Consider the following 24,156-nt stretch of genomic DNA (forward strand, 5'->3'; position numbering starts at 1 on the left):
CAATATGGGGCTTGTGAATATTGGAGACCATATACAGAGCTGTGCTGCCGAGCAATATTTGCCAAGAGTAGATATGTATGTCGAAAGAGATAATTTGAATGCAAATATTCCTTCTAAAGCCAAGATTATTATGAATGGATGGTTTACAGATGCTCCTGAAAATTGGCCACCAAACCCCAACTTAAAACCACTTTTTGTCTCCTTTCATTTGCAGCCTTTTAGTGCCAAAATTATACTGTCTAAACAAGAGAATATTGATTACTTCAAGTCTCATGAGCCAATCGGATGTAGAGATTACAATACCGTCAGTTTGTTAGAAGACAAAGGAATTAAAGCTTATTTCAGTTTCTGTCTTACTACTACCTTAGATAAAAAATATAAGTCTGACATAAATTCTGGGGAAATCCTTTTGGTTGATCCTTTATATAGTTATGATTCTAGTCTTCTCTATAAAATGAGTCTTAAAAAGGCTCTAAGTGAAATTTCTTTCAAGAAACTAAGAAAGCTAAAAGATTATTTAAAGCCAAAATCGAATATTATAGATTTTGTACCTATTGACATTTTAAAGAAAGCTGTTTCAATTAATCATTATGTAAGTTCAAAACAAAATAATAGAGATCTTTATAAACAGGCTAAATCCCTTTTAAAAAGGTATGCTGAAGCTCAACTTGTAATTACTTCAAGAATCCATTGTGCATTACCTTGTTTAGCTTTAGGCACTCCTGTTTTGTTCGTTTTAGATGGTCTTAAAGATGAAAGCCTTCATATGTCAAGATTTAGAGGTGTTTTAGATCATGTTAATATATTAACAAACAATTCAAAGGTTGATATCGAAAGGCTTTTTGAAAAACCAATGAATGTATATTCTCCAAATCAAATAGATTGGGAAAATCCGCCAAAAAACCCGGATTCGTTTAAAGAGCTGTCCAGTAAATTAAAGGAAACATGTTGTAAATTTATAGACGAGCATTAACAAATGAAAATTAAAAGGTCAAACTTTGTATTTTGTATTCTTGCAATCATAGCCTTATTGCTTGGTGTAGTTTCTTCATTTATTTTTCCTGAAAAATATTTTTATGATGCTTATAAGATTGTTTTAGATCTTTATGATGAAAAAGGATTGATGGGAAGCTATCCTTTTGCAATGCTGTTTTATGATATTACGTTCTTAAATGAATTGTCTTTTCCAGTAATTGCAATTATTCAAATACCAATTCTTTTTTATTTATTATTTAAGATTAAAATTCCAAATATATTTGGTTATCCCGTTTTAAGGAATATACCAATATATTTGTCGCTATTGGCGTTAGCTGTATATTTATCCCAGCCGAGTAAAGAGTTTTTAAACTTTATTTTCTTTTTTTTTATAGTGTCTTTGTTACAAAAAAAAATAAGTTTAGAAAAAAAAATATTGTACAGCTGTTTTTCGCTTATCATTCTAGGTGTTTTTTATAGACCTTATTTTGCCCTAATGCCTTTTTTAGGATTGGGGCTTTACTTTATTACTTTGATTAAATTTAAAAATAAAGTTGTGCTGAACATTACTACAGGACTTTTAATAGCAAGCTTTATGTCTCTTAGTTTCGGGATTGTAAAAGGAGAATTCATGTCTGAAAGTACAAGAGAAATGCTAAACAAAAACCGTATAGGCAGATCAGATTCAGAAACAATAATAGTTTCTCCTGTTGAAACAAATAGTATTTTTGGTGAAATTATAGGGATTTTCTATGGCTTCTTTACAGTAAATTTTCCTGTGAATGGTCTTAAATTTTTCTATAAGCCTCAGGTTTTAGCTTTTGTTTTCTGGCAAATATTGTTGTTCAGTTATACAGTCTACTTTTACGGCAAATGTCTTCGAAATCAGAAATTGAATTCTCACAAAATATGGGTTTTTCACTTGTTTATTTCATATCTCATAATCCAAGGAGTATTCGAGCCTGATTTAGGGAGTGCTATCAAACATAAACTTGGAGTATTTCCCTTAATGTGGCTTGTTTTTTATTATGATCAAGGCTTAATTAAGCGCCCAAAGACAATTACTAGGTATGTTTTTAAATCTGACAAATAAAATAACAGACTCTTATTCTAGTAAATACGAGTATGCTATAGCCATTTTAGCTAGTCTCATGGTTTATAGGGAACTAGGCACTATGCTGATTTTAGTGTTTATAACTTTAAATTTAATCTTTTACAAAAAATTAGAGTTTAATTCTAAGAAACTTTTACCCATAGCTATAATAGCTATACCAATCATTCTTGATCTTTTTTTCTTATGGAATAATGAGGAATTATCGGAAGGTCTTAAACACCTTGAAAAAAGGCTATCTTTTTTTATTTTCCCATTGTTAATTATTAGTCAACCTTTTTCTATAAATTTAAGAAAGATACTCAAGATTTATAGTGTAATCTTCTGTGGTTCATTGTTTATGTTACTAGTCAGATTTATTGTAGAAAATCCAGAACTTATTCGAAAATATATTGAAGGAGTTGATTTGTGGGAGATGGGATACGCTTTTGCAAGTAGCACTTCTGTCCATGCTCCAGCATTAAATATGCACGTCAGCTTTCTAGTAATAGTAAACATGTATTTACTAGTTACTCATTTTATTTATCAAAAGGGAAGGATATTAAATTACAGACTTATACTTTTTGTTGGATCAATTTTAATGTTACTTATAATAAATACTCGCTTAGCTATTGCAAATGCTTTGATCGGAATACTTCTAGTTTTATTTAATGAGGTGTATATTAAAAAGGTATCTTCCAAAAAAATGAATTCGTTCATAGCTGGAATAGGTTTAATATTTTTCATCGTATTATTTGGTTTCATTAAAGTCTTCCCTTACATAACTGAAAAATATACAAGTGTAACTTTTGCACATGTAGATAAAATTGGCCAACTTGATGAATTTGAAAACCCCGAAGGCGAGATTTTTAATAGTTTAGTAACAAGATTAAGTATATGGAAAACCGCCTGGGATAGGGCTCAGAATGATTTATTAATTGGTGTTGGAGCTGCTGATGGTAAACATGAACTTAATCAAGCGTACATCGATACGAACCAAATATTTTTACAGAAATACAAGTTTCCTACACACAATCAATATCTAGATTACCTATTAAAATTTGGAATATTTGGCTTATTAGGACTATTAATTTTTATTTTTTACTCATTTTGGATCGGATGGAAGCTTAATAGTAGCATTGCTTTATTTTTCTCATTTCTATGTTTTGCTTCGAACCTTACTGATGATTTTTTTATTCGTTATGATGGAATTACTTTTTTTGCTCTATGGTTGAGTATATTTACTAATATTTATTGGAATACTCTTCTAAATAAAGATTAATCAATGATTGAAAATTTTTAGTTGAATTAAAATATTTTTCAACACGTAAGGAGCCATTCTTTCCCATCTCATTTCGTAATTTTTGACATTTCAATTTTTCGATAGCATTTAAAGCCTGAGTGATGTTATTAATTAAGAAACCTGTTTTTCCATCCACAACTATATCTTTATTCCCAATTACATTTGTTGCTATAACAGGTTTTTCTAAAGCCATTGCCTCTAAAACAGCAATAGGCAGACCTTCCCAGAGAGAAGTCTGTAAATAAATATCGATAGCATTCAAATTATCAAGTCCATCTTTTCTTTCCATGAACCAACCTGTAATATCAATATTTTTCGAGTTGATATGTTCTCTTAAGTTGCCATCCCCAATCCATTTAAATTGTATTTCTGGTAATTTTATTGCTATATCGTTAAAAAACTTTGGATTTCTAGCGTAAGATATTCTACCTAAAATACCGATAGTGAGGGTTTTTTTTATTTTCCTTTTTTTGTTTTTAACGATTTCTTCATATTTAACACCGTTTCTTATTAACTTTACATTCCTGTGTAACTTCTGTGCATAAAACATTTCAGTGTCACCACATGCTATTGTTGTACACTCATTGTATGAAGCCATCAATTTTTCAATAGCGTAAAATATGAACTTTTGAAATTTAGATATGTCTTTTCTAAGGAACGAATACCCATGCGCTGTATAATATAATAAGACTCTTGCTCCGATTTTTTTTGAAGCAATCTTCCCTAAAACGCCAGCTTTAGAACTATGTAAATGAATTACGTCTGGCTTAATTTTCTTAAAAAGCTGCCTTAATTTTAGTATGCTTTTCCAATCACTCACTGGATCAATTTTCTCTTGCATATCTATAAGCTCGAGTTTGATATTTTCGTGAAACTCTTTCCTTACATTTGAAGGTATAATTTCAGAACGCTTATCACTATAAATTATAGTTGTTTGTACACGAGAATCTTGTCCAAAGATTTGAGTTAAATCACAGAAATAACTATATACTCCACCACCAAGAGATTCTACAACATGAACTACTATGATTTTTTTCACTTTTAAAAATTCTAATTAGTGAATAATTTTAGCAAAGATATGCTTAAAAATTCATCCCATTAAAACTCCTATAATTAAGTGATTATTTACTTTCAATCTAACAAAAATTAATTGATATTTGAATGTATTTTATTGAACACATACTCTAATTAACCCCACCTTATGAAAATAGCAGTAGTCGGTACAGGATACGTAGGTCTTGTTACAGGAACATGTTTGGCAGAAAATGGAAATGAAGTCCTGTGTGTCGATATAGATAAAAACAAAGTTGACCAAATGAAAGCAGGTGTAGTTCCAATTTATGAACCGCATCTGGATGTGCTCTTCGAAAGAAATATTGAAGCGGGCCGACTCAACTTTACAACCGACTTAAAAGAAGGTTTAGACTTTGGAGACGTGATTTTCCTAGCGCTTCCCACGCCAGAAAATGGGGATGGTTCTGCTGACTTAAAATATGTTTTAGGTGTTGCCAAAGAAATTGGCGAATACATCACCTCTTATAAAGTGATTGTCGATAAAAGTACGGTTCCCGTAGGAACTGCAGGCCTTGTGAGGACGACTATCGAAAAAGACTGTAAAACTGAATTTGATGTCGTATCCAATCCAGAGTTTTTGAGAGAGGGTTTTGCTGTCGATGACTTCCTAAAGCCAGAGCGCATTGTCATTGGCTCGAGCAGTGCAAGAGCAACAGAGGTTATGGAACGCCTGTACCAGCCCTTCGTGAGGTCTGGAAACCCAATCCTCATTATGGATGAAAAGTCTGCTGAACTTACCAAATACGCCTCAAATTCCTTTCTGGCAACCAAAATCACCTTTATGAATGAAATCGCTAACTACTGTGAAAAAGTAGGAGCAGATGTAGATAAGGTGAGGATTGGCATGGGAACCGATTCCCGGATTGGTAAACGCTTTCTCTTTCCAGGTATAGGATATGGAGGGTCCTGCTTTCCAAAAGACGTAAAAGCACTTCACAAATCTGGAAAAGATATAAATTACACTTTTAAAATTTTGGATGCTGTTGTAGATGTCAACGATAAACAAAAAACCATCCTTTTCCCTGAAATCTCCTCGTTTTTTGAAGATGACCTGAAAGGCAAAACCATAGCTATATGGGGATTAGCCTTTAAGCCAGAAACAGACGATATTCGCGAAGCTCCAGCACTCTTCATGATAGATAAATTGCTGGAAGCCGGCGCAATAGTGAAAGCCTTCGACCCAGAAGCTATGGAAAATGTAGAGCAGAAATATGATGATAAGATTGGCTTTGGAAAAGACATGTATGAAGTAACAGAAGGCGCAGATGCCCTTCTTATATGCACAGAATGGAGTATTTTTAGAACTCCAGATTACAAGCGTTTAAAACTAAACTTAAGACAACCAGTTATTTTTGACGGAAGAAATTTATATCCAACTGTTGAGTTAGCTAAAGAAGGAATTCACTATATTTCCATAGGAAGACAAAAGGTATAACTCATGAAGAAAGTATTAATTACAGGCGCTGCAGGGTTTTTAGGCTCTCACCTTTGCGATAAATTCATAAAAGAGGGGTTTAAAGTGATTGGGATGGATAATCTTATTACTGGAGATCTAAAAAATATAGAACATCTTTTTAAACTGGAGTCCTTCGAATTTTATCATCATGACGTTAGTAAGTTTGTCCATGTCCCTGGTGATTTAGATTATATTCTCCACTTTGCTTCCCCAGCAAGCCCAATCGATTATTTAAAAATACCCATCCAGACGCTTAAAGTAGGGTCTCTAGGTACACACAACTTGTTAGGTTTGGCAAAGGCAAAGGGGGCAAGACTTCTTATTGCTTCCACAAGTGAGGTTTATGGAGATCCTTTGGTTCATCCCCAAACTGAAGAATACTACGGAAATGTCAACACTATTGGTCCCAGAGGGGTTTATGATGAAGCGAAACGCTTTCAGGAATCATTGACGATGGCTTATCATCGTTTTCATGGGTTAGAAACCAGGATAGTTAGAATCTTTAATACGTACGGTCCGAGAATGCGTTTAAATGACGGTCGTGTCATTCCAGCATTTATAGGTCAGGCTTTGCGAGGAGAAGACCTCACTGTTTTCGGAGATGGCTCTCAAACGCGATCGTTTTGTTATGTCGACGATCAGGTAGAAGGCATCTATAAACTCTTGATGAGTGATTACGCCGAACCTGTGAATATTGGAAATCCTTATGAAATATCTATTTTAGACTTTGCTAAAGAAATTATCAAGCTGACAAAAACCGACCAGAAAATTGTTTTCAAACCTTTGCCTAAAGATGATCCCATGCAGCGACAACCAGATATTTCTAAAGCAAAATCTATACTTAGATGGGAGCCCAAAGTGGAAAGAGAGGAAGGTATGAAACTGACCTACGATTATTTTAAATCTCTTAGCAAAGAGGAGTTGCAAAGAAGTGAGCACAAAGACTTTTCAGATCATAATAGGAAATAGTAAATGGCCAAAACAGGACGGTATTCTCCTTATATAAGACCCATATCCTATGTTGTTGATTTAGGAATACTGATTCTATTTGCATTTCAGTTCAAGTTTGACTTTGAGATGAGCTTTTTATTCTACGCTTATCTGGTTCTTTCCTGGCTTTTACTGTCTATCTATTTAGGATTTTATGAGGTTTATCGTTTTACTAAATTAATTAAAATCACTTCGCTTACAATAACTCAAGCGGTGCTTTTCACCTTAATTATATTTAGTTTTTTTGGTTTTTTCTATCAGTTTAGCAGAGAGCCTTCAAGGATATTTCTCTATTTAGGAAAATCATTTACAGTTATTTTTTTAATCAAGATCTCGTTACATTTCTTTTTGAAAAAATACAGGAAAGACCTAGGAGGAAATTTCAGAAAAACTATTATCGTAGGAGAATCCACTAAAACACTTCAATTGAAATCTTTTTTTGATGATAACCCGGAATATGGTTATCAATGTCAAAGGTTATTTAAAACACAATCCAATTCAAGCATTGAACAAATAGGTGAATTTGTTTTAAAAAATGAGATTGATGAAATCTACTGTTCAATGTCTGAGCTTAACAACGAACAGCTTAATCAGATCATAAGCTTTGCGGATAACAACCTAAAGGTCCTTAAATTTTTGCCAGATAACAAAGACCTTTATTCTCGAAAATTAAATTATGAGTATTATGGATTTTTACCGATCATTTCATTAAGGAGAATCCCAATAGATTTACCTATCAATAAATTTTTAAAGCGTGCCTTTGATGTGATATTAAGCCTGGTGGTAATCATATTGATTTTATCATGGTTAACCCCATTACTCGCCATTTGGATAAAGATGGAAAGTAAAGGAGCCGTTTTTTTTAAGCAGAAACGCAACGGCCTGGATTACGAGGAGTTTTATTGCTATAAATACCGTTCTATGAAACCTAATCCAGAGGCCGATCTTCATCAAGTCAATAAAAATGACAAAAGGAGAACTAAAATCGGCAAATTTATGCGCAAAACAAGCATAGATGAATTACCTCAGTTTTTTAATGTTTTTAAAGGAGACATGAGTGTGGTAGGACCAAGACCCCACATGGTAAGCCATACCCATAATTATGCAGAAAGTGTAGATAAATTTATGGTGAGGCATTTTATAAAACCTGGAATTACAGGTCTTGCTCAGGTGAGTGGTTACAGGGGAGAAGTTGAAACCGAACAAGATATCATCAACAGAGTAAAATACGATATTTTTTATTTGGAAAACTGGTCATTGCTTTTGGATGTAAAGATTATATTTCAAACGATGAGTAACACCATCAAAGGAGATAAAAAAGCTTATTAATGTCAGATCTGGTTTCTATAATAACTCCGGTTTACAATGCAGAAAAATACATTGAAGAGACTTTAAAATCAGTCAGTAATCAAACTTATAGTAACTGGGAGCATGTTTTGGTAGATGATTGTTCTTCAGATCATTCAGTTGAGATTATCGAAGAATTAGCGAAGACCGATCAAAGAATTAAAGTGATTAAATTATCAGAGAATAGCGGCCCTGCAGTGGCTAGGAATAAAGCTATAGATATAGCCACAGGTCGATACCTTGCTTTTCTGGATGCCGATGATATTTGGTTTGACTTTCATTTGAAAGATTCTTTGGAGTTCATGAATTCATCAGGTTATGATTTTGTTTTTGCTTCTTACAAAAGGGCGGACGAAAACTTGAATTTTATCTATTCAGATTTTGAAGTTCCCGCAAAAGTCTCTTATACGGATATCCTAAAGACCAATTCTATAAGTTGTCTTACCGCAGTAGTCGATATAAAGAACTTAGGTAAGAAGAAAATGCCGCTTATACGCAAACGGCAAGATATGGGCTTATGGCTTAATTACCTAAAAGACACAGCCTATGCTTACGGCATAAAACAGCCTCATGCCATCTATAGAATTAGAGAAAACTCTCTTTCCAGAAATAAATTTAATCTCATAAAATACCAGTGGGAATTTTATAGAAAAGTGGAGCACCTTTCTGTTCTTAACTCATTTTATTATTTGGTGATTTGGACGTATTCAGGGTATAAAAAATATAAGAACTGATCCTGTTTTGGTACCGATAAGTCTCATAATAAATGCTTTTTTTCCTCAATGTTTTTTTCATTTTGCTTTCTGTGAAATAGAATCCTCAATTTTCAATAGAAGGTCGTAATGACGTTAAATCTTTAGCATTTATTTATAAGCCCATCGGAAGTTTCCAGAGTTTCATTGCTTAAATTTGATTAAATTCATAGAAGCATGCACAACTTCACGGCAACCTATACCGATTTATACCAGATCAATATGGCTCAGGTTTACTTTCAGCAAGGTAAGCATGAACACGAAGCTGTTTTTGATTATTTTTTCAGAAAACTTCCTTTCGAAGGCGGTTACGCCATATTTGCGGGCTTAGAAACTTTACTAGAAGTTTTAGAAAATTTTCAGTTTTCAAAAGAAGACTTGGAATTTTTAAAAGAACAAGGCTTAGATTCAAAATTTCTAGATTACCTCAAAGATTTTAAATTCAAGGGAGATATTTTCAGTTCAACAGAAGGAGATATTGTGTTCCCTACCAGGCCAGTACTTCAAGTCGAAGCCAATATGGTGGAAGCTCAATTGGTAGAAACCATTTTACTTAACATACTCAACTTCCAGACCCTCATCGCGACCAAAGCCAGCCGCATTAGAAAATCTGCTGGAGAGCAAATGCTCATTGATTTCGGTATGCGACGTGCCCAAAGTACTGGAGCCTATCATGCAAGCAGAGCAGCTTTTATTGGTGGTTTTGAAGCGACAAGTAATGTAGTGGCGGGTAAAGACTTTAACATTCCGATTTCAGGTACTATGGCGCATTCTTTTGTCCAAAGTTATGAAGAGGAATTAACGGCTTTTCGCGATTTTGCCCGAAGTCATCCAGACAATACGATTTTACTAATTGACACCTATGACACGCTCAAAAGTGGATTGCCCAATGCTATCACTGTTGGTAACGAAATGAAATCCCGTGGAGAGGAACTCAAAGGTATCCGTTTAGATAGTGGGGACTTATCCTACCTGGCCAAAAAGTGCAGAGAAGCATTAGATGAAGCAGGGTTACAGCATGTAAAAATCGCGGCATCAAATCAGTTGGATGAATATGTCATCAGAAGTTTAAAAGAACAAAACGGGCCTATAGATGTTTTTGGGGTGGGCACCAATTTAGTTATTGGAGACCCCGACGCTGCACTTGATGGGGTTTATAAACTGGCTTTTGCAAATGGAAAACCAAGAATCAAACTTTCAGAAAATCTGGCCAAACTTACCCTGCCCCACAAAAAGCAAATCTATAGAATGAGAAATTCTGAAGGAAAACTCACAGGAGCCGACGCCGTGACCATGAGAGATGAAACCGATGTTAAACACATGAATCACCCTTTCGATGCTTCAAAATCACTGAATTTCAATAATTGTACTAAGGAAGCTTTACTTCACTATGTCATGAAAGATGGAATACGTACAGAACCACCTAAAAGCCTAGAAGACATCAAAGCCTATTCGAGAAAGCGCTTAGCCGAATTTTCAGAAGAATTTCAGCGTTTTGAAAACCCTCATATTTATAAAGTTGGAATTTCAAACCAGCTTCTCGAAGAACGGGATGCATTAAGAAATCATTACAAAAACAAAAACGCATGAAAACCATACTCATCGTAGACGTTCAGCTCGACTTTATGCCTGGAGGAGGCTTAGAAGTAGAAAAAGGGGACCAAATCATATCTCACATCAACCTGATTCAGCCACAGTACGATCTTGTTTTAGCCACACAGGACTGGCATCCACATAACCACATGAGCTTTGCCTCCAGTCACGAGAATTTCAAGCCTTTCCAGGACAAAGAAATCGATGGCTACCAGCAAACTTTGTGGCCAGACCACTGTATACAAGGCAGTAAAGGTGCAGAATTTCATCCCGATATGCGAACCAACTGCATCGAAGCCATTTTCAGAAAGGGCACCGATGCCAACATCGACAGTTACAGCGCTTTCTATGACAATCACCACAAAAAATCCACTGGACTTGCGGGGTATCTCAAAGAAAAAGGCTGCGAAACTATAGACATCTGCGGTTTGGCTGGCGATATTTGCGTGTATTTCACCATTAGAGATGCGCTGAAGGAAGGTTTTCAGGTGAGGGTTTTGGAAAAAGCTACCAAATCTTTAGACCAGAATAAATTCAATCAGCAAAAAGAAGAACTGAAAGCAGAAGGGGTTGACTTTCTTTGATTTTTTGAAGGACAATGAACTCGATTGCTTAGCGATTTTTGCGTTTTTTCTTCTTTGCGGTCTTTGCGTGAAAAATTATTTCAAACTTTTATTTTCGACTCACGACTCACCCCCGATAGCTATCGGGGCACGACTCACGACTTTTGTAGCTTTTTGATCATTTTTTGAATCCTGTCGCTCAGTTTTTCAGAAGATAATTTTTCCCGTAATCGGTCGGTGATGATCGGGAAAGAGAAGGGAGTGGGTTTCTGGCAGGATTTCCAAACGATTTCCTGAGTGGCTATGCGCTCCAGGGCTTTTTGTAAGCGGCCCTGTTCCAAAGAGTGCTCAAAGGTTTCTGTAAAGGCCTGTTGATACAGGGGATTGTCTGGGTCAAAATCCTTGAAAACATCAAAAATCAACTGCGAACTGGATTGCAGGTGTTTGTTTTTAATGAGTTTGTTGGGATAGCCTGTAAAGACTAAACCCGCAATCACGGCAATGTCTCTAAATTTACGCTTTGCCATTTCTGTGGCGTTTAAACTTTTGTATAAATCATCCAAAAGATAGTCTGCCGTAAACAAATCGTTGTCCAGAACCGCTTGCATGTCCACAGCTTGGTCAGACAACAACTCAAATCCATAATCATTGAAAGCCAGCGAAAAGGAAATTGGCGATAACAAACTGATGCGGTAAGCCAGCAAACTTCCCATAGCTTCATGTACAAATCGACCTTCAAACGGATAGAAAATATGATGAAAGCCATCCCGGGTTTTGAAGGTTTCAATTAAAAACTGATGAGGTTTCGGCACAATCGATTCTAGATTTTGGCGTTCAAAAATAGGTTCCAGGGCCTTCAATTCCGGACTTTTTTCGTCAGCATCACTATTGTAAAGTTCCTCTCTCAGAAGTTCACTCATTTGAGATGTCAATGTCAATCGACCACCCATCCAGCTTGGCACTTTAGAGGTTTTAGATTTCGATTTTCTTACTAACACCTGCATTTGCTTGATTCTGACCAATTCCAGATTTCGGCCTGCAAACGTGAATACATCGCCGGGCTTTAATTTGGAAATGAACCATTCTTCTATAGAGCCTATAAAACCACCAGTTATGTATTTGACGGTAAGCACGGCATCACTTACGATTGTGCCAATTTGCAGGCGATGCCGCATAGCAATACCCTTTCTGTTGACTTTATAAAGTCCGTCGTCTTCAATTTCTACTTTTCTGTACTCGTCATAAGTTTGCAGAGCCTCACCTCCTTTGGTGATAAAATTGAGTGCCCAACTCCACTGATCTTCTGTAAGGGTTTGGAAACAAAACGTCGACTGAATTTCAGGCAAAATGTCTTTGGGGTAAAATCCGTCAGACACCGCCAAAGTGGTTAAGTACTGAACCAGCACATCAAAGCTGTTGAGGTAAGGCAGACGATCTTCAACCACCTTGCTTTCCACTGCTTTTTGCAGGGCTGAAGCTTCAATCAACTCGATAGCGTGGGTAGGTAAAAAATAAATGACACTGGTTTTACCGGGCTGATGGCCACTTCTTCCGGCGCGTTGTAAGAAACGAGCAACACCTTTAGGACCACCAATTTGAATGATGGTTTCTACAGGCGCAAAGTCAACGCCAAGGTCTAAACTTGAGGTACAAACCACAGCTTTGAGGCTTTCATTCCGGATAGCGCCTTCTACCCAAAGCCTCGTGTCTTTGTTGATGCTCCCGTGATGCATAGCCAGTTCTCCAGCAAATTCAGGATGCTTTTCCAAAATCTTCTGAAACCAAATTTCACACTGAGATCTCGTATTTGTAAACAATAACGTGGTCTTTGAAGCTTTGATAATCGGTATGACGTCTTCCAGTAAATGCAATCCCAGATGACCCCGCCAGGGAAATTTATCCATGGTTTCAGGAATTATGCTTTGGACGTGGATATTCTTCTTTATATCCGCTTTGATCAACGTGGAATTGTCCAGCATTTTTGGATCAACGCCTAAAAGCACATCCCGCGCTTGTTCCAGATTGCCTATGGTGGCAGAAATACCCCAGACTCTCAGCTGAGGATTGATGGTTTTGAATCTGGAAAGTGCCAGCTCCATCTGCACGCCACGTTTGGTGCCGAGGAGTTCATGCCACTCATCAACTACAATGGCCTGGCAATCTTTAAAGGTTTTAGGGTAGTCTTTGGAAGCAAGCAGGAGTTGAAGGCTTTCCGGAGTTGTGACCAAAAGATCGGGCATTTTACGTTTTTGCCTAGCCCGTTCTTTTTGAGGCGTATCTCCGGTCCGTATACCAATCGTCATATCGAGCTCCAGATCGGAGATGAGTTGCTCGGCAGCTTGTTGTATTTCAATGGAAAGTGCTCGAAGCGGGGTTATCCAAACGGCTTTTAAACTCGAGGTTTTTCGTTTTTGTAGAGTCTTTAGTTTTAAGATTTCAAGAAAAATAGGGACCCAGAGTGCGTAGGTTTTTCCACTACCCGTCGGAGCATTTAATAAGCCGTGTTTTCCTTTGGCATAAGCTTGCCAGGTCTCGGTTTGAAATTGAAAAGGCGTCCATCTTTTGGAAGCAAACCAATCTGCAAACAGTGAAATATCCGGGGACTTTGACATAGTTACAAACATAAGTATAATTGATCTTGCAATCTATAGGTCTGTGGCAGTGAAAAGCACATTAAAAAATTTTGTAGAATCTAAATCAGTATACCTAAATTTATATAATTTTGAAAAAATTTATTGAACAAGCTTAAAAAGCTTAATCACTAAATAATCTTAACCCTATTTTTAGTCTTTTACGTTATGAAATATATCATTCTTATTTTCAGTTTATTTATTGCTCAGGAGCAAATGGCACAAAGCGATATCGAAACCTTGCCAGAATTTACTATCTATACTTTGGAAGGGGAGTCCTTTACTCAGGATAATATCAAAAAGGACAGCCCTAGTTATTTTATATATTATGATCCTTCCTGTGGACATTGTGTGAGAGCTTTTAAACGGCTAAATTTAAAGTCAGAGCAACTCAAAAAAGCAGATGTCCAGATTTATACAGTTTCTGCAGGCACAAAACAGCAAACGCTCAGGTTTTTTGAAGAAATCGCCCCACGGCTCAAAACCCTTGAAAATCTCCACATTTTAAAAGACAGAGATTATGCCCTGGCTGACATCTTTTTTGTTAGACTATTCCCAAGTGGGTATTTATACGATAAGGAGAACAAGCTCATCAAATCTTATGAAGGCGAAGCTGAGGCGGTTCTTTTTTTAAACGATTTGCCTGAATAGAGCTAAAGCCTAAGCCTAAGCTTTCGTTGTTCTGTGATGTATTTGAAAGTATGCCCAAGAAAAGCAGACAAGTAAGTATTTATGCTTTTAAAAATTTAATTGAAGTTTAGAAAAAAATAGAAGTATCTTAAGTCAACCCTGTAAGAGTTCTCAACTCTTACAGGGTTTTTGATTATTAACTACTCGACTTCTTCTAAATCTTTTTATTTTATTAAAATTTAAAAATATATTTAGTTCAGTTACATTCAAAAAACGAATGAAATAATCCAATTTGGATTTAAGTTGTCGATAAAGTTATAATATCTAATTATTATATAGTTTTTCTTTATTTAAAAAAGTGAACTTCAGTTCAGACCCAGTTCATACACAGGAAAACTTAATCAATAAGTATTCTACCAAAACCAACTTGGTATACATTATTGTGTTGCTTAGCCTTGTCGGGTTGTTGATTTCTCTGCCTTTTATTAGAATTGATATCACTGCACAAAGCAGAGGTATTGTCAGGAGTGAAATGGAAGATGTTCCGCTTTTTTCTGTAGTAAGTGGAAGGGTTGAATACATCAATTTAAGAAATAACCAACGCGTTAACCAAGGTGATACTCTTCTTGTCGTAGCCAAAGACATTATCGATGCCCAAAAAAAAATTCAAGAACAATTAAAGGACACTGACAGCTTGCTTTATGAGGATTATAATCACGCCATTAGTTTCCGAAAGGATTCTATTATAACTACAACCGTTCTAGAAGATTATATCCAATATGAAGCAAATCTTAATGAATTAAAAAACAGAGAAGAACAGTCACGTGTTAATTTTAGTCGGTATAAAATTCTTTATGAAAAAGGAGTGATTGCTAAAATGGAATATGAACACTATTTATACAAACTCCGCCAAGACCAGAGAGCCCTATCTGCTTTGAAAAAGAGGCAAATAGCTGACTGGGAATTACAGAAAAGAAATCTCCTTGAAAAACTTCAACAACAAAAAGGAAGTTTAGAAAGACTAGAGGCGGAAGAAGAGAACTACTTTATTACCGCTCCCGAAAAGGGAAGTATAGATCGCTTTGTGGGATTGCAACAACAGTCTTTTATAATGCCACAACAAACTATAGCTTACCTGTCTCCAGACAAAAAATTAATTGTTGAAAATAGGGTAAGCCCACAAAATATCGGCCTTCTTAAAATAGGACAAGAAGTGAAATTTCAGCTGGACGCCTTCAATTATAACCAATGGGGGCTTCTAACTGGTAAAGTGTATGACATCGCCCAAAATGTGACTATCGAAAACGAACAAGTCTATTTTAGAGTTCGTTCAGAGCTAGACGAGACGACCTTAAGCCTTAAAAATGGGTATACCGCTTCTGTCAGTAAAGGAATGACCCTGACCTCCAGATTCATTATTACAGAAAGAAGTCTTTACGACTTGATATTTGATAAAGTAGATGATTGGCTTAACCCGAAATTAATGACACAGTAGATGGCTTCCGTACAAATTAAACAACACGATATAAAAGACTGTGGGGCCGCTTGTTTAGCTTCTATTGGTAACCATTATAATGTCAATCTGCCCATAGCTAGAATAAGACAAATTGCTCATACCGATAAACGCGGCACCAATGTTTTGGGTATGATAGAAGCTGCCGAGAAAATGGGCTTTACCGCAAAAGGGGTTAAAGGAGGGTTAGATGCTTTAGACCAAATTCCATTACCTGCTGTTGCTCACGTTGTTTTAAAAAATCAACTGCAGCATTATGTGGTTATCTATAAAGTGTCGCTGAAAGGGGAAGGGAAACTAAAAGTCATGGATCCTGGTAACGGTAAGTTTAAAACCTATACCGCAAAGGAGTTTCAGGAAATATGGAGCGGCGTACTTATTTTATTTGCCAAAAGCAACGACTTCAAAACCTACAATGAACAGATTTCGCCCATCAAGCGGTTTTATGACTTAATACAACCACATAAATCTATTCTTTTCCAGGCTTTATTTGGGGCTATTGTATTTACGCTTCTTGGATTAGCTATGTCTATTTATATCCAAAAAATAACGGACTATGTATTGGTTGAAGGCAATAGGAATTTACTGAATCTACTGAGTTTAGGGATGATAGGAATTATACTGCTTAGGCTTTTTGTAGGCGCATCTAAAAGTATAATTGTCCTTAAAACTGGACAAATCATAGATACCAAGCTTATTTTGGGTTACTACAAGCACTTGCTTAAACTTCCCCAAACCTTTTTTGATACCATGCAAATTGGGGAAATCACTTCCCGAGTAAGCGATGCCGTAAAAATAAGAGCCTTTATAAACGATGTCGCCATAGATATGATAGTCAATATCTTTATTGTGATTTTTTCCTTTGGGTTGATGTTTACCTTTTACTGGAAACTGGCAGTGGTTATTTTGCTAGTCATCCCACTCTACATTATCATTTATTTCATCATGAACTATTTCAACAAAAAAGTTGAAAGACGAATGATGGAAAATGCGGCTTCATTGGAAACTCAACTTGTAGAAAGTTTAAGCAATGTAAGAACCGTAAAAGAATTCGGCATAGAAGGCTATTCCAATATTAAAACTGAAAACCGATTTGTAAAACTATTATTTACCACTTATAAATCCGGATTGAACAATATATTTGCTGGGAGCTCCACTCAGTTTATTGCGTCTGTGTTTACGGTAATTTTAATGTGGGTGGGTGCAGGTTATGTGATTGACCAAGAAATCACCCCAGGAGAATTGTTCTCATTTTATGCTTTAATTGGTTACTTTACGGGGCCTATTGCTTCCCTAATTGGCATGAACAAAACCATACAAAATGCGTTAATAGCTGCAGACCGTCTCTTCGAAATCATGGATTTGGAACGCGAAGAGATTACGCATAAATCCCATTTGCCAAAAGAAGAGATTGGCGATATTCGTTTTGAAAATGTAAGCTTTAGATACGGCTCCAGAGTACAAGTCTTTGAAAATTTCTCATGCCACTTCCCTAAAAATCACACCACTGCCATTGTGGGCGAAAGCGGTTGTGGTAAAACGACGCTTATCTCTTTGATACAAGCTTTATATCCTTTGCAGGAAGGAAAAATTTATATAGGAAATTTTGACCTTAATTATGTAAGCAAAGAATCCCTTAGAAGGAGTATAGGTGTTATCCCGCAAGAACTCAAACTATTTACAGGAACAATTATAGAAAACATTGCTTTAGGAGAAGAATTCCCCGACATGCAACGTATTCTAACGCTGTCTAAAGAGCTAGGCATAAATGAATTTGTAGAAAAATTGCCCATGGGTTTTGAAACTCAGGTGGGCGAAAATGGAGCTATGCTTTCTGGAGGGCAGAAACAACGTATAGCTATTGCACGGGCCTTATATAAAGATCCTGCTATTTTGCTTATGGACGAAGCTACTTCTGCTTTAGATACGAGTGCGGAAAAAGTGGTGCAAACAACTATTGAAAATTTTAAAACTGATAATAAAACCGTAATAGTAATTGCTCATCGCTTAAGCACTATAAAAAATGCAGACCGTATTTTGGTAATGAAAGATGGAGCAATAAAAGAAGAAGGAAGCCACCAGGAACTCATAAACCAAAAAGGCTTGTATTATGAGCTATGGGAAAAACAGAGTTTGGTTTAAGTAACTACCAATGACGTTGTTATTAAATTACTGATAAATTGATGCTTAATGTTTAAAATCAAAACGCTCCTCTTCCATCAGAGGGAAGAAACTTGTTTGCTAATAAATTTTGTAATTCTTAAAAAACATCATTGAAAGTGATCTGACCTTTTTGTTGGATTGGATTGTATCATGACCAAACTTATCGATAAAAAAAAGTACTGTATGATGAGCTTTGGGAAAAGCAAAGCTTAGTTTGAGGTGCGAAATTGCTCAAGGCTTAAACGCAATTCTTTGATGAGATGATCTTTATCCTTTATGCGTTCTTCGTATAAATTTATGATTTTCAAAAGTTGTGTTTTATCGTCTTGGGGAGGGTCTGGTGTTCTTTTTAGGTATGCTGAAAGGTATTCTTTATTGGTAGGGGTGGGTTGGTTTTTAGAACCTAAGCCTAATAAATCTTCGAGTTCTACTTCAAGAATCTCAGCAATTTTAAATAAACGTTCTACACTGAGTTTGGTTTGATTACGCTCAATTTTGGAATAGGCCGCCTGACTAATATCTAAGCAAATAGACATATACTCATGTGAATAATCCTTATATCTCCTTACGCGTTCAATATTTTTTAACACATCTTTGATTTCCATAAGTGATAAGGTTTTTATTAAAAGTAATAAAATAATCTGTAAAGTAATGAAAAACAATGCGTTAACTTATTAATTTTATAATATCAAAATATCTCGAGAAAAACTTTTGATGCGATTAAAACAATTTATTAACTTAAATCTTAGAAATCATGAATTTAAAAAACTTAAATGTGATTGAGCTGAGTGCTCAGGAGTCTATTTCAATTGATGGTGGTGGGGTAGGAGGATTACTGAAATTATTGAAATATGGAAAAAAATATGGAAAAAAGCTACTCGAAGTTGCTGGAGTATATGATGCTATAAGTGATTTTAAAGAGGGTTGGAATTCAGTTGATTGTGATTGTAATTGTTAACATAAAACCAGATATCATGCAAAATATTAATTATAAAGAACTTGAAATAGATGAACTATTAATTATTAATGGAGGTGGTCTTTTTAAAGATTTTGGAAAATGGTGTAAAGAAACATGGTGCTCCATTAAAGATTTTGAACTTGAGTATCCAGAAAAATCTCCTGGAATGACTTGGAATGAATATAACGGGAAGTTTTAATTTTTTAAGAATTTACAATAAATTAGATAGGAAGTTTAAGCTTCCTATCTTTTTTGTTGTCTTTATTTTAGATTTTATTTATCATTCAATCGTTTCATTGTTTATTACTCTTTATGATCCTACAATTTTAGAATCATTCGAAGAAGGTACTTCTCTTATTGAAATATTTTTATTATCAGTATTAATAGGTCCCTTAGTTGAAACTTTTCTTTTTCAATATTTAATAATTGAAATATTATATGCCTTTAAAAAAATAAAACTTGAAGTTATTTTAATTGTTTCAGCATTAGCCTTCAGCCTCATTCATACTTATAATTTTATTTATATCATAGTAACATTTACTTCTGGTTTGATATACGCTTCCTACTATTTATACTTAAAAAAATTTAAGAGAAGATTTCCTTTTATTCAAGTTTGGGCGCTGCACACATTATATAATTTAATAGTATTCATATTAGATGATGTTTTAAATTTTTAATGTAAGTTAAATATATATAGTTTTGATTTTGGATTAAATAGTAACCAAATTTACTTAGTATTCATTAAAAACTAATCTTATGAAGATGACTAAAACCCAATAAAAATATCTCTTTTTTGTTTTAGGTTGTGCAATCGGAATTCCACTTGTTTTTTTTCTTGTTTCGTTTTTTTTTTTTTTGGATTATATAGTATTTTACCTACATGTCTTGAAGCTTTCTTCTCCTAAATTATTATAGCATGAAAACAACATCAATTTTTAACAAGAAGTTACTTTATTATGCCTTAGCTATTTTAGCACTCGTTATTTTTTATATCATCTTTAGTGACTGGGAAAATTTTAAAGCTGGTCTCACGGGTAATCCTCCAGTTTTTTAATTCCATAAATCTTAAATTCTAGCACATAACTTTTTCAAGTTATGTGCTTATTTAATTTATTAGCATGAAAAATATTTTATACTATTAGCATTATTATTAACTATGTTAATTAATGACGCTCAAAATCATCCCAAAGACTTTATATCTGGATTCAATTCAATTGAAAATCCTTACGAAAAATAATCTAAGAACAATTAATATCCAAAATGATGATACATAATTCAAGAGTGTTGAGGTAAAAATTCTTATCTATTTGATTATGTATGTTCTTAAAGATTTAGACTCGTTTAAAAATCTTTTAGCTTGTTTGGTTTTATAACTAGTATCGGGTATGTATTTAGAGAGATAAGTAATTAGAATCAGTAATATTTTTAATAAAATTTATATGTTTAAGAAATCGGAAAGTTTTCTAATTTTATTATCAATTCTGTTAATAACCTTATTGAAAATCTATACGTTAGGTAAGTATGTGGGCCGATATTTATAGGGTCTACAATTTTAAATTATTAATGAAATCGAACAGAATTCTAGCACATAACTTTTTCAAGTTATGTGCTTATTTAATTTATAAGCATGAAAAACATCTTATACTATTTAATACTACTAGCACTATTAATAGCTATGTTTATCAATGATGCTCAAAATCATCCTGAAGACGTCATATCTGGATTTAATTCAATTGAAAATCTTTACGTAAAATTATCTAAGGACATAATTCAAATTAAAAAATTATGACAAGAGAACAGATTAAACCATTAATTTATCTAGGATTAAGCATTCTAGGGATATTATTATATTTAAATATAGTGGATATATCATATGATTTTGGCAAAGAACTGGGGGGCTATTTATGTTCTCTCCAAAATTAAAATGTGTTTATAAATCAAATGTAACTGAGCTTACTCAGCAAGAACAAAGGAATATTAATGGAGGTGCTTGGTGGATAGTTGTAGCAGCTTGCATAACTGCAGTTAATGAATTAGGTGATATTGCCTACAATATAGGAAACGACATAGGTGAGTCTATGGTAAAAAATCAATAGTTTTATTATACCGTAATAATAAAAAGTTACAACGGTATGTTTTAACATTAATAAATTTAATTATGGAAGTAAAATTTGATTCGATTTATGAAACTGTTCTATTTTATATTTTTGTTCTGATAATTTTTATAAATTCGATCGGTAACATTATGTATGAATTAGGAAGAACATTGGGGAAAGCCTTAATAGATTAGTTTTTAACTATATCACCCTAGTTATTACTTTTTTAAAACTTTATGTCAACTCTGCGAGAGTTTTAAACCCTTACAGGGTTTTCATGGTCGAAAAACTCCCATTACGGGTGAAATTTTCTTGTATGGCATTACTCCATGCCATAAAATCCAAATTGACCACCTAAAATAAGCCTTTCCGCTATCATAACATTCTATCAAAATTGGCTTTTGTTAAATTCATTCGACTTAATTTTGAAATTCAATAAAATGTTTGATAAATATCAAGAGTCGATATGATTTTTACTGAACATGAATGTTATATCGCAGTGTTCTTTTTGACTTTGGCTTTTTCCATTTGTATTGAAGAACTCAACTATTTGAAAACACACTAGATTTAAAACGAAACTATGAAAGGAGTATTACTAGTCAATTTAGGTTCGCCCAAATCCACCGATCCCAAAGATGTGAAAACCTACCTGGGAGAGTTTTTGATGGACGAACGCGTTATCGATGTCCCCAAGTTTTTCAGAACGATTCTGGTTAAGGGTATTGTGTTAAACACAAGGCCCAAAAAATCTGCGGAAGCCTATTCAAAAATATGGTGGGATGAAGGATCACCGCTTATCGTCCTGTCGGAGCGTCTTCAAAAGGGAGTAGATGAGCAAACAAGTGTTCCTATCTCACTAGCCATGCGTTATGGACAACCAAACATAAAATCGGGCTTACAGGAATTGCATGACCAAGGTGTGGATGAGGTGTTACTAGTCCCTTTATATCCTCAGTTTGCTATGGCAACGACTGAAACTATTTTGGTGTTAGCGGAAGAACTAAGACGCGAGCATTTCCCTGAAATGTCCTTCACCACTTTACCTCCGTTTTATAACCATCCCGATTACGTCACAGTTTTATCCCGGAGTATAGGCGAAAAACTGGATGAATTTGATTACGATCATTTGTTGTTCAGTTATCATGGGGTTCCCGAAAGACATATCCGGAAAAGCGATATTACCAATTCCCATTGTAAAATCGATGGGTCTTGCTGCCAAACGCCATCCAAAGCACATCAGTTTTGCTACAGACATCAGTGTTTTGAAACCACACGCGGAGTAGCTAAAACATTAGGCCTTAAAGAAGGGACTTATAGCACCTCGTTTCAATCCCGTTTAGGATTTGATCCCTGGTTAAGACCTTACACCGACAGAACCGTTGAGAAATTAGGGCTGGAAGGTACCAAAAAATTAGCAGTCGTTTCCCCTGCCTTTGTTTCAGATTGTTTAGAAACTTTAGAAGAAATCAATATGGAAGCCCGTGAGATTTTTGAAGAGTCTGGAGGGGATGAGTTTATGTTTATTCCATGTCTGAATGATCGGAAAGACTGGGTAAAAACCATGAGCCGATGGATAGATGAATGGGCTCACCAGGACGAAAAGGTAAACGCATAACTTAATGAACAAAGCCAATTCAGATCAATTAGGTAATCAACCTATTGGCAAGCTTTTGATAAAGCAGGCTGTTCCTGCATCTATAGGTATTCTGGTCATGTCCATCAATATTTTGGTGGACACTATTTTTGTAGGAAACTGGATTGGTTCTACAGCGATTGCCGCGATTAATGTCGTTTTGCCTGTTTCCTTTTTTATCGCTGCCCTGGGGATGGCTATTGGGATTGGCGGGTCTTCTATCATCTCTAGAGCACTTGGATCAAACAACGATAAGAAAGCCTTAAAGACTTTTGGAAATCAAATCACCATCACGCTTTTGGTAACCATTACCATGGTGGTGATTGGATTAACCTTCATCAACGAATTGATTCCTGCTTTTGGGGGAAAGGGTGAAATATTTGATCCTGCCAAAATTTATTACAGAGTGGTTCTTTATGGAGTTCCAATTCTGGCTTTGGCAATGATGGGAAATACCGTGATACGAGCGGAGGGCAAGCCAAAATTTGCCATGGTGGCTATGATTATACCATCGGTTGGTAACCTGATTATGGATTACGTCTTCATCAATGTTTTAGATTATGGAATGCTGGGAGCAGCCTGGGCGACGACAGGTTCCTACATTTTGTGCCTGGGCTATATTATTTGGTTTTTCCTTTCTAAAAATTCAGAATTGAAGATTCGATTTTCTGATTTTGGAATTGATCTTTCCATACTGAAAGAGATGGGGGCTTTAGGATTTGTAACGCTTTCTCGTCAGGCTGTGGTAAGTGTGACTTATTTGCTTTTAAATAATATTCTCTTTGATATTGGAGGTGAATCCTCGGTAGCTGTTTATGCTATTGTAGCAAGAATGCTTATGTTTGCTTTGTTTCCTGTGCTTGGAGTTACCCAGGGTTTTCTTCCCATTGCGGGATATAATTATGGAGCCGATCAGTATCAGCGCGTTAGGGAAAGCATCAATAAAGCTATTATTTATGCTTCGGGAGTTGCGATTATAGTGTTTGCAGTTATCATGATTTTTCCGGAAGCAATTGTCTCTGTTTTCACCCAAGATGAACAAGTGCTGAGAGATACGCCGAGTGCCATGCGCTGGGTGTTTGCTGCAATTCCCATTATTTCTATTCAGTTGATAGGAAGTGCTTATTTTCAAGCCATTGGCAAAGCAGTTCCTGCGTTTTTGCTGACAATTTCCCGACAGGGTTTTGCTTTTATCCCACTGATTTTAATTTTACCAAACTATTTTGGTGAACTCGGGGTCTGGTTATCCTTCCCCTTAGCCGATCTTTTATCTACTATTGTGACAGGTTATTTCCTGAGAAAGGAAGTCAAATCAACCTTGATAACAAATGAGAAGGCTTCAGAAGTCGAAACGGCTTAGCAGAAATTAAGTTGAAATAAGTCTTTTTGT

22 protein-coding genes are annotated in these 24,156 nt (G+C 35.3%); 19 read left to right on the forward strand and 3 right to left on the reverse strand.

Translation table 11 applies throughout. The features are described 5' to 3' along the window. Window positions 1-13: 13 nt before the first annotated feature. Genes LB450_RS03300 through LB450_RS03310 form a run of 3 tightly spaced genes read left to right on the forward strand, consistent with a single transcriptional unit; the run spans window position 14 to window position 3,347 of the window. Complete coding sequence (locus LB450_RS03300) at window positions 14-973, forward strand: polysaccharide pyruvyl transferase family protein (RefSeq protein WP_224486432.1); 960 nt, start codon at window positions 14-16, stop codon at window positions 971-973. A gap of 3 nt (window positions 974-976) precedes the next feature. Beyond that, window positions 977-2,068 carry a hypothetical protein gene (locus LB450_RS03305; protein WP_224486433.1) on the forward strand — a complete coding sequence of 364 codons (1,092 nt, stop codon included), beginning with the start codon at window positions 977-979 and terminating at the stop codon, window positions 2,066-2,068. Further along, window positions 2,046-3,347, forward strand: coding sequence for an O-antigen ligase family protein (locus LB450_RS03310; protein WP_224486434.1), 1,302 nt, complete (start codon window positions 2,046-2,048; stop codon window positions 3,345-3,347). The genes LB450_RS03305 and LB450_RS03310 overlap by 23 nt, the downstream gene beginning before the upstream one ends. Here LB450_RS03310 and LB450_RS03315 read toward each other — a convergent pair. Beyond that, the gene (locus tag LB450_RS03315) at window positions 3,310-4,407 is read right to left on the reverse strand and encodes a glycosyltransferase (RefSeq protein ID WP_224486435.1); all 1,098 of its coding nucleotides are present in this window, start codon (window positions 4,405-4,407) and stop codon (window positions 3,310-3,312) included. The genes LB450_RS03310 and LB450_RS03315 overlap by 38 nt on opposite strands. A 162-nt stretch (window positions 4,408-4,569) precedes the next feature. Between LB450_RS03315 and LB450_RS03320 the strand changes: the two genes are divergently transcribed. From LB450_RS03320 to pncA, 6 genes are all read left to right on the forward strand, one after another. Continuing rightward, window positions 4,570-5,877 carry a UDP-glucose dehydrogenase family protein gene (locus LB450_RS03320; protein WP_224486436.1) on the forward strand — a complete coding sequence of 436 codons (1,308 nt, stop codon included), beginning with the start codon at window positions 4,570-4,572 and terminating at the stop codon, window positions 5,875-5,877. A gap of 3 nt (window positions 5,878-5,880) precedes the next feature. Next, window positions 5,881-6,867, forward strand: coding sequence for a UDP-glucuronic acid decarboxylase family protein (locus LB450_RS03325; RefSeq protein WP_224486437.1), 987 nt, complete (start codon window positions 5,881-5,883; stop codon window positions 6,865-6,867). Window positions 6,868-6,870: 3 nt separating this feature from the next. After that, window positions 6,871-8,217, forward strand: a complete 1,347-nt coding sequence (locus tag LB450_RS03330; RefSeq protein WP_224486438.1) for an undecaprenyl-phosphate glucose phosphotransferase — start codon at window positions 6,871-6,873, stop codon at window positions 8,215-8,217. Continuing rightward, window positions 8,217-8,969, forward strand: a complete 753-nt coding sequence (locus LB450_RS03335; RefSeq protein ID WP_224486439.1) for a glycosyltransferase family 2 protein — start codon at window positions 8,217-8,219, stop codon at window positions 8,967-8,969. Before LB450_RS03330 ends, LB450_RS03335 begins: the two co-directional genes overlap by 1 nt. Window positions 8,970-9,164: 195 nt before the next feature. Then, the gene (locus LB450_RS03340; RefSeq protein WP_224486440.1) at window positions 9,165-10,577 is read left to right on the forward strand and encodes a nicotinate phosphoribosyltransferase; all 1,413 of its coding nucleotides are present in this window, start codon (window positions 9,165-9,167) and stop codon (window positions 10,575-10,577) included. Then, entirely contained in the window at window positions 10,574-11,164 is a 591-nt protein-coding gene (gene pncA / locus LB450_RS03345; protein WP_224486441.1) for a bifunctional nicotinamidase/pyrazinamidase, read from the forward strand. Before LB450_RS03340 ends, pncA begins: the two co-directional genes overlap by 4 nt. A gap of 134 nt (window positions 11,165-11,298) precedes the next feature. Here pncA and LB450_RS03350 read toward each other — a convergent pair whose 3' ends face one another. Continuing rightward, complete coding sequence (locus tag LB450_RS03350; protein ID WP_224486442.1) at window positions 11,299-13,755, reverse strand: ligase-associated DNA damage response DEXH box helicase; 2,457 nt, start codon at window positions 13,753-13,755, stop codon at window positions 11,299-11,301. 186 nt (window positions 13,756-13,941) lie between these two features. On the opposite strand from LB450_RS03350, the gene LB450_RS03355 reads away from it, so the two are divergent. From LB450_RS03355 to LB450_RS03365, 3 genes are all read left to right on the forward strand, one after another. Further along, complete coding sequence (locus tag LB450_RS03355; protein WP_224486443.1) at window positions 13,942-14,424, forward strand: peroxiredoxin family protein; 483 nt, start codon at window positions 13,942-13,944, stop codon at window positions 14,422-14,424. 337 nt (window positions 14,425-14,761) lie between these two features. Continuing rightward, the gene (locus tag LB450_RS03360; RefSeq protein ID WP_224486444.1) at window positions 14,762-15,898 is read left to right on the forward strand and encodes an HlyD family secretion protein; all 1,137 of its coding nucleotides are present in this window, start codon (window positions 14,762-14,764) and stop codon (window positions 15,896-15,898) included. After that, on the forward strand, window positions 15,899-18,058 hold the full coding sequence (locus tag LB450_RS03365; RefSeq protein WP_224486445.1) for a peptidase domain-containing ABC transporter: 2,160 nt from the start codon (window positions 15,899-15,901) through the stop codon (window positions 18,056-18,058). A gap of 230 nt (window positions 18,059-18,288) precedes the next feature. Here LB450_RS03365 and LB450_RS03370 read toward each other — a convergent pair whose 3' ends face one another. Further along, on the reverse strand, window positions 18,289-18,684 hold the full coding sequence (locus LB450_RS03370) for a helix-turn-helix domain-containing protein (protein ID WP_224486446.1): 396 nt from the start codon (window positions 18,682-18,684) through the stop codon (window positions 18,289-18,291). Between the two features lie 149 nt (window positions 18,685-18,833). Here LB450_RS03370 and LB450_RS03375 point away from each other — a divergent pair, with 149 nt between their 5' ends. From LB450_RS03375 to LB450_RS03405, 7 genes are all read left to right on the forward strand, one after another. Further along, entirely contained in the window at window positions 18,834-19,037 is a 204-nt protein-coding gene (locus LB450_RS03375) for a hypothetical protein (protein WP_224486447.1), read from the forward strand. 16 nt (window positions 19,038-19,053) lie between these two features. Then, entirely contained in the window at window positions 19,054-19,236 is a 183-nt protein-coding gene (locus LB450_RS03380; RefSeq protein ID WP_224486448.1) for a hypothetical protein, read from the forward strand. Next, the gene (locus LB450_RS03385; protein WP_224486449.1) at window positions 19,214-19,714 is read left to right on the forward strand and encodes a CPBP family glutamic-type intramembrane protease; all 501 of its coding nucleotides are present in this window, start codon (window positions 19,214-19,216) and stop codon (window positions 19,712-19,714) included. The genes LB450_RS03380 and LB450_RS03385 overlap by 23 nt, the downstream gene beginning before the upstream one ends. Before the next feature lie 239 nt (window positions 19,715-19,953). After that, window positions 19,954-20,091, forward strand: a complete 138-nt coding sequence (locus LB450_RS03390) for a hypothetical protein (RefSeq protein ID WP_224486450.1) — start codon at window positions 19,954-19,956, stop codon at window positions 20,089-20,091. An 850-nt stretch (window positions 20,092-20,941) separates the two neighbouring features. Further along, complete coding sequence (locus LB450_RS03395) at window positions 20,942-21,133, forward strand: hypothetical protein (protein WP_224486451.1); 192 nt, start codon at window positions 20,942-20,944, stop codon at window positions 21,131-21,133. A gap of 580 nt (window positions 21,134-21,713) precedes the next feature. Then, window positions 21,714-22,748, forward strand: a complete 1,035-nt coding sequence (gene hemH / locus LB450_RS03400; protein WP_224486452.1) for a ferrochelatase — start codon at window positions 21,714-21,716, stop codon at window positions 22,746-22,748. A 4-nt stretch (window positions 22,749-22,752) separates the two neighbouring features. After that, window positions 22,753-24,126, forward strand: a complete 1,374-nt coding sequence (locus LB450_RS03405; protein ID WP_224486453.1) for an MATE family efflux transporter — start codon at window positions 22,753-22,755, stop codon at window positions 24,124-24,126. Window positions 24,127-24,156 lie beyond the last annotated feature (30 nt).

The organism is Psychroflexus curvus (assembly GCF_020164585.1).
In the GTDB taxonomy this organism is placed as follows: Bacteria; Bacteroidota; Bacteroidia; order Flavobacteriales; family Flavobacteriaceae; genus Psychroflexus; species Psychroflexus curvus.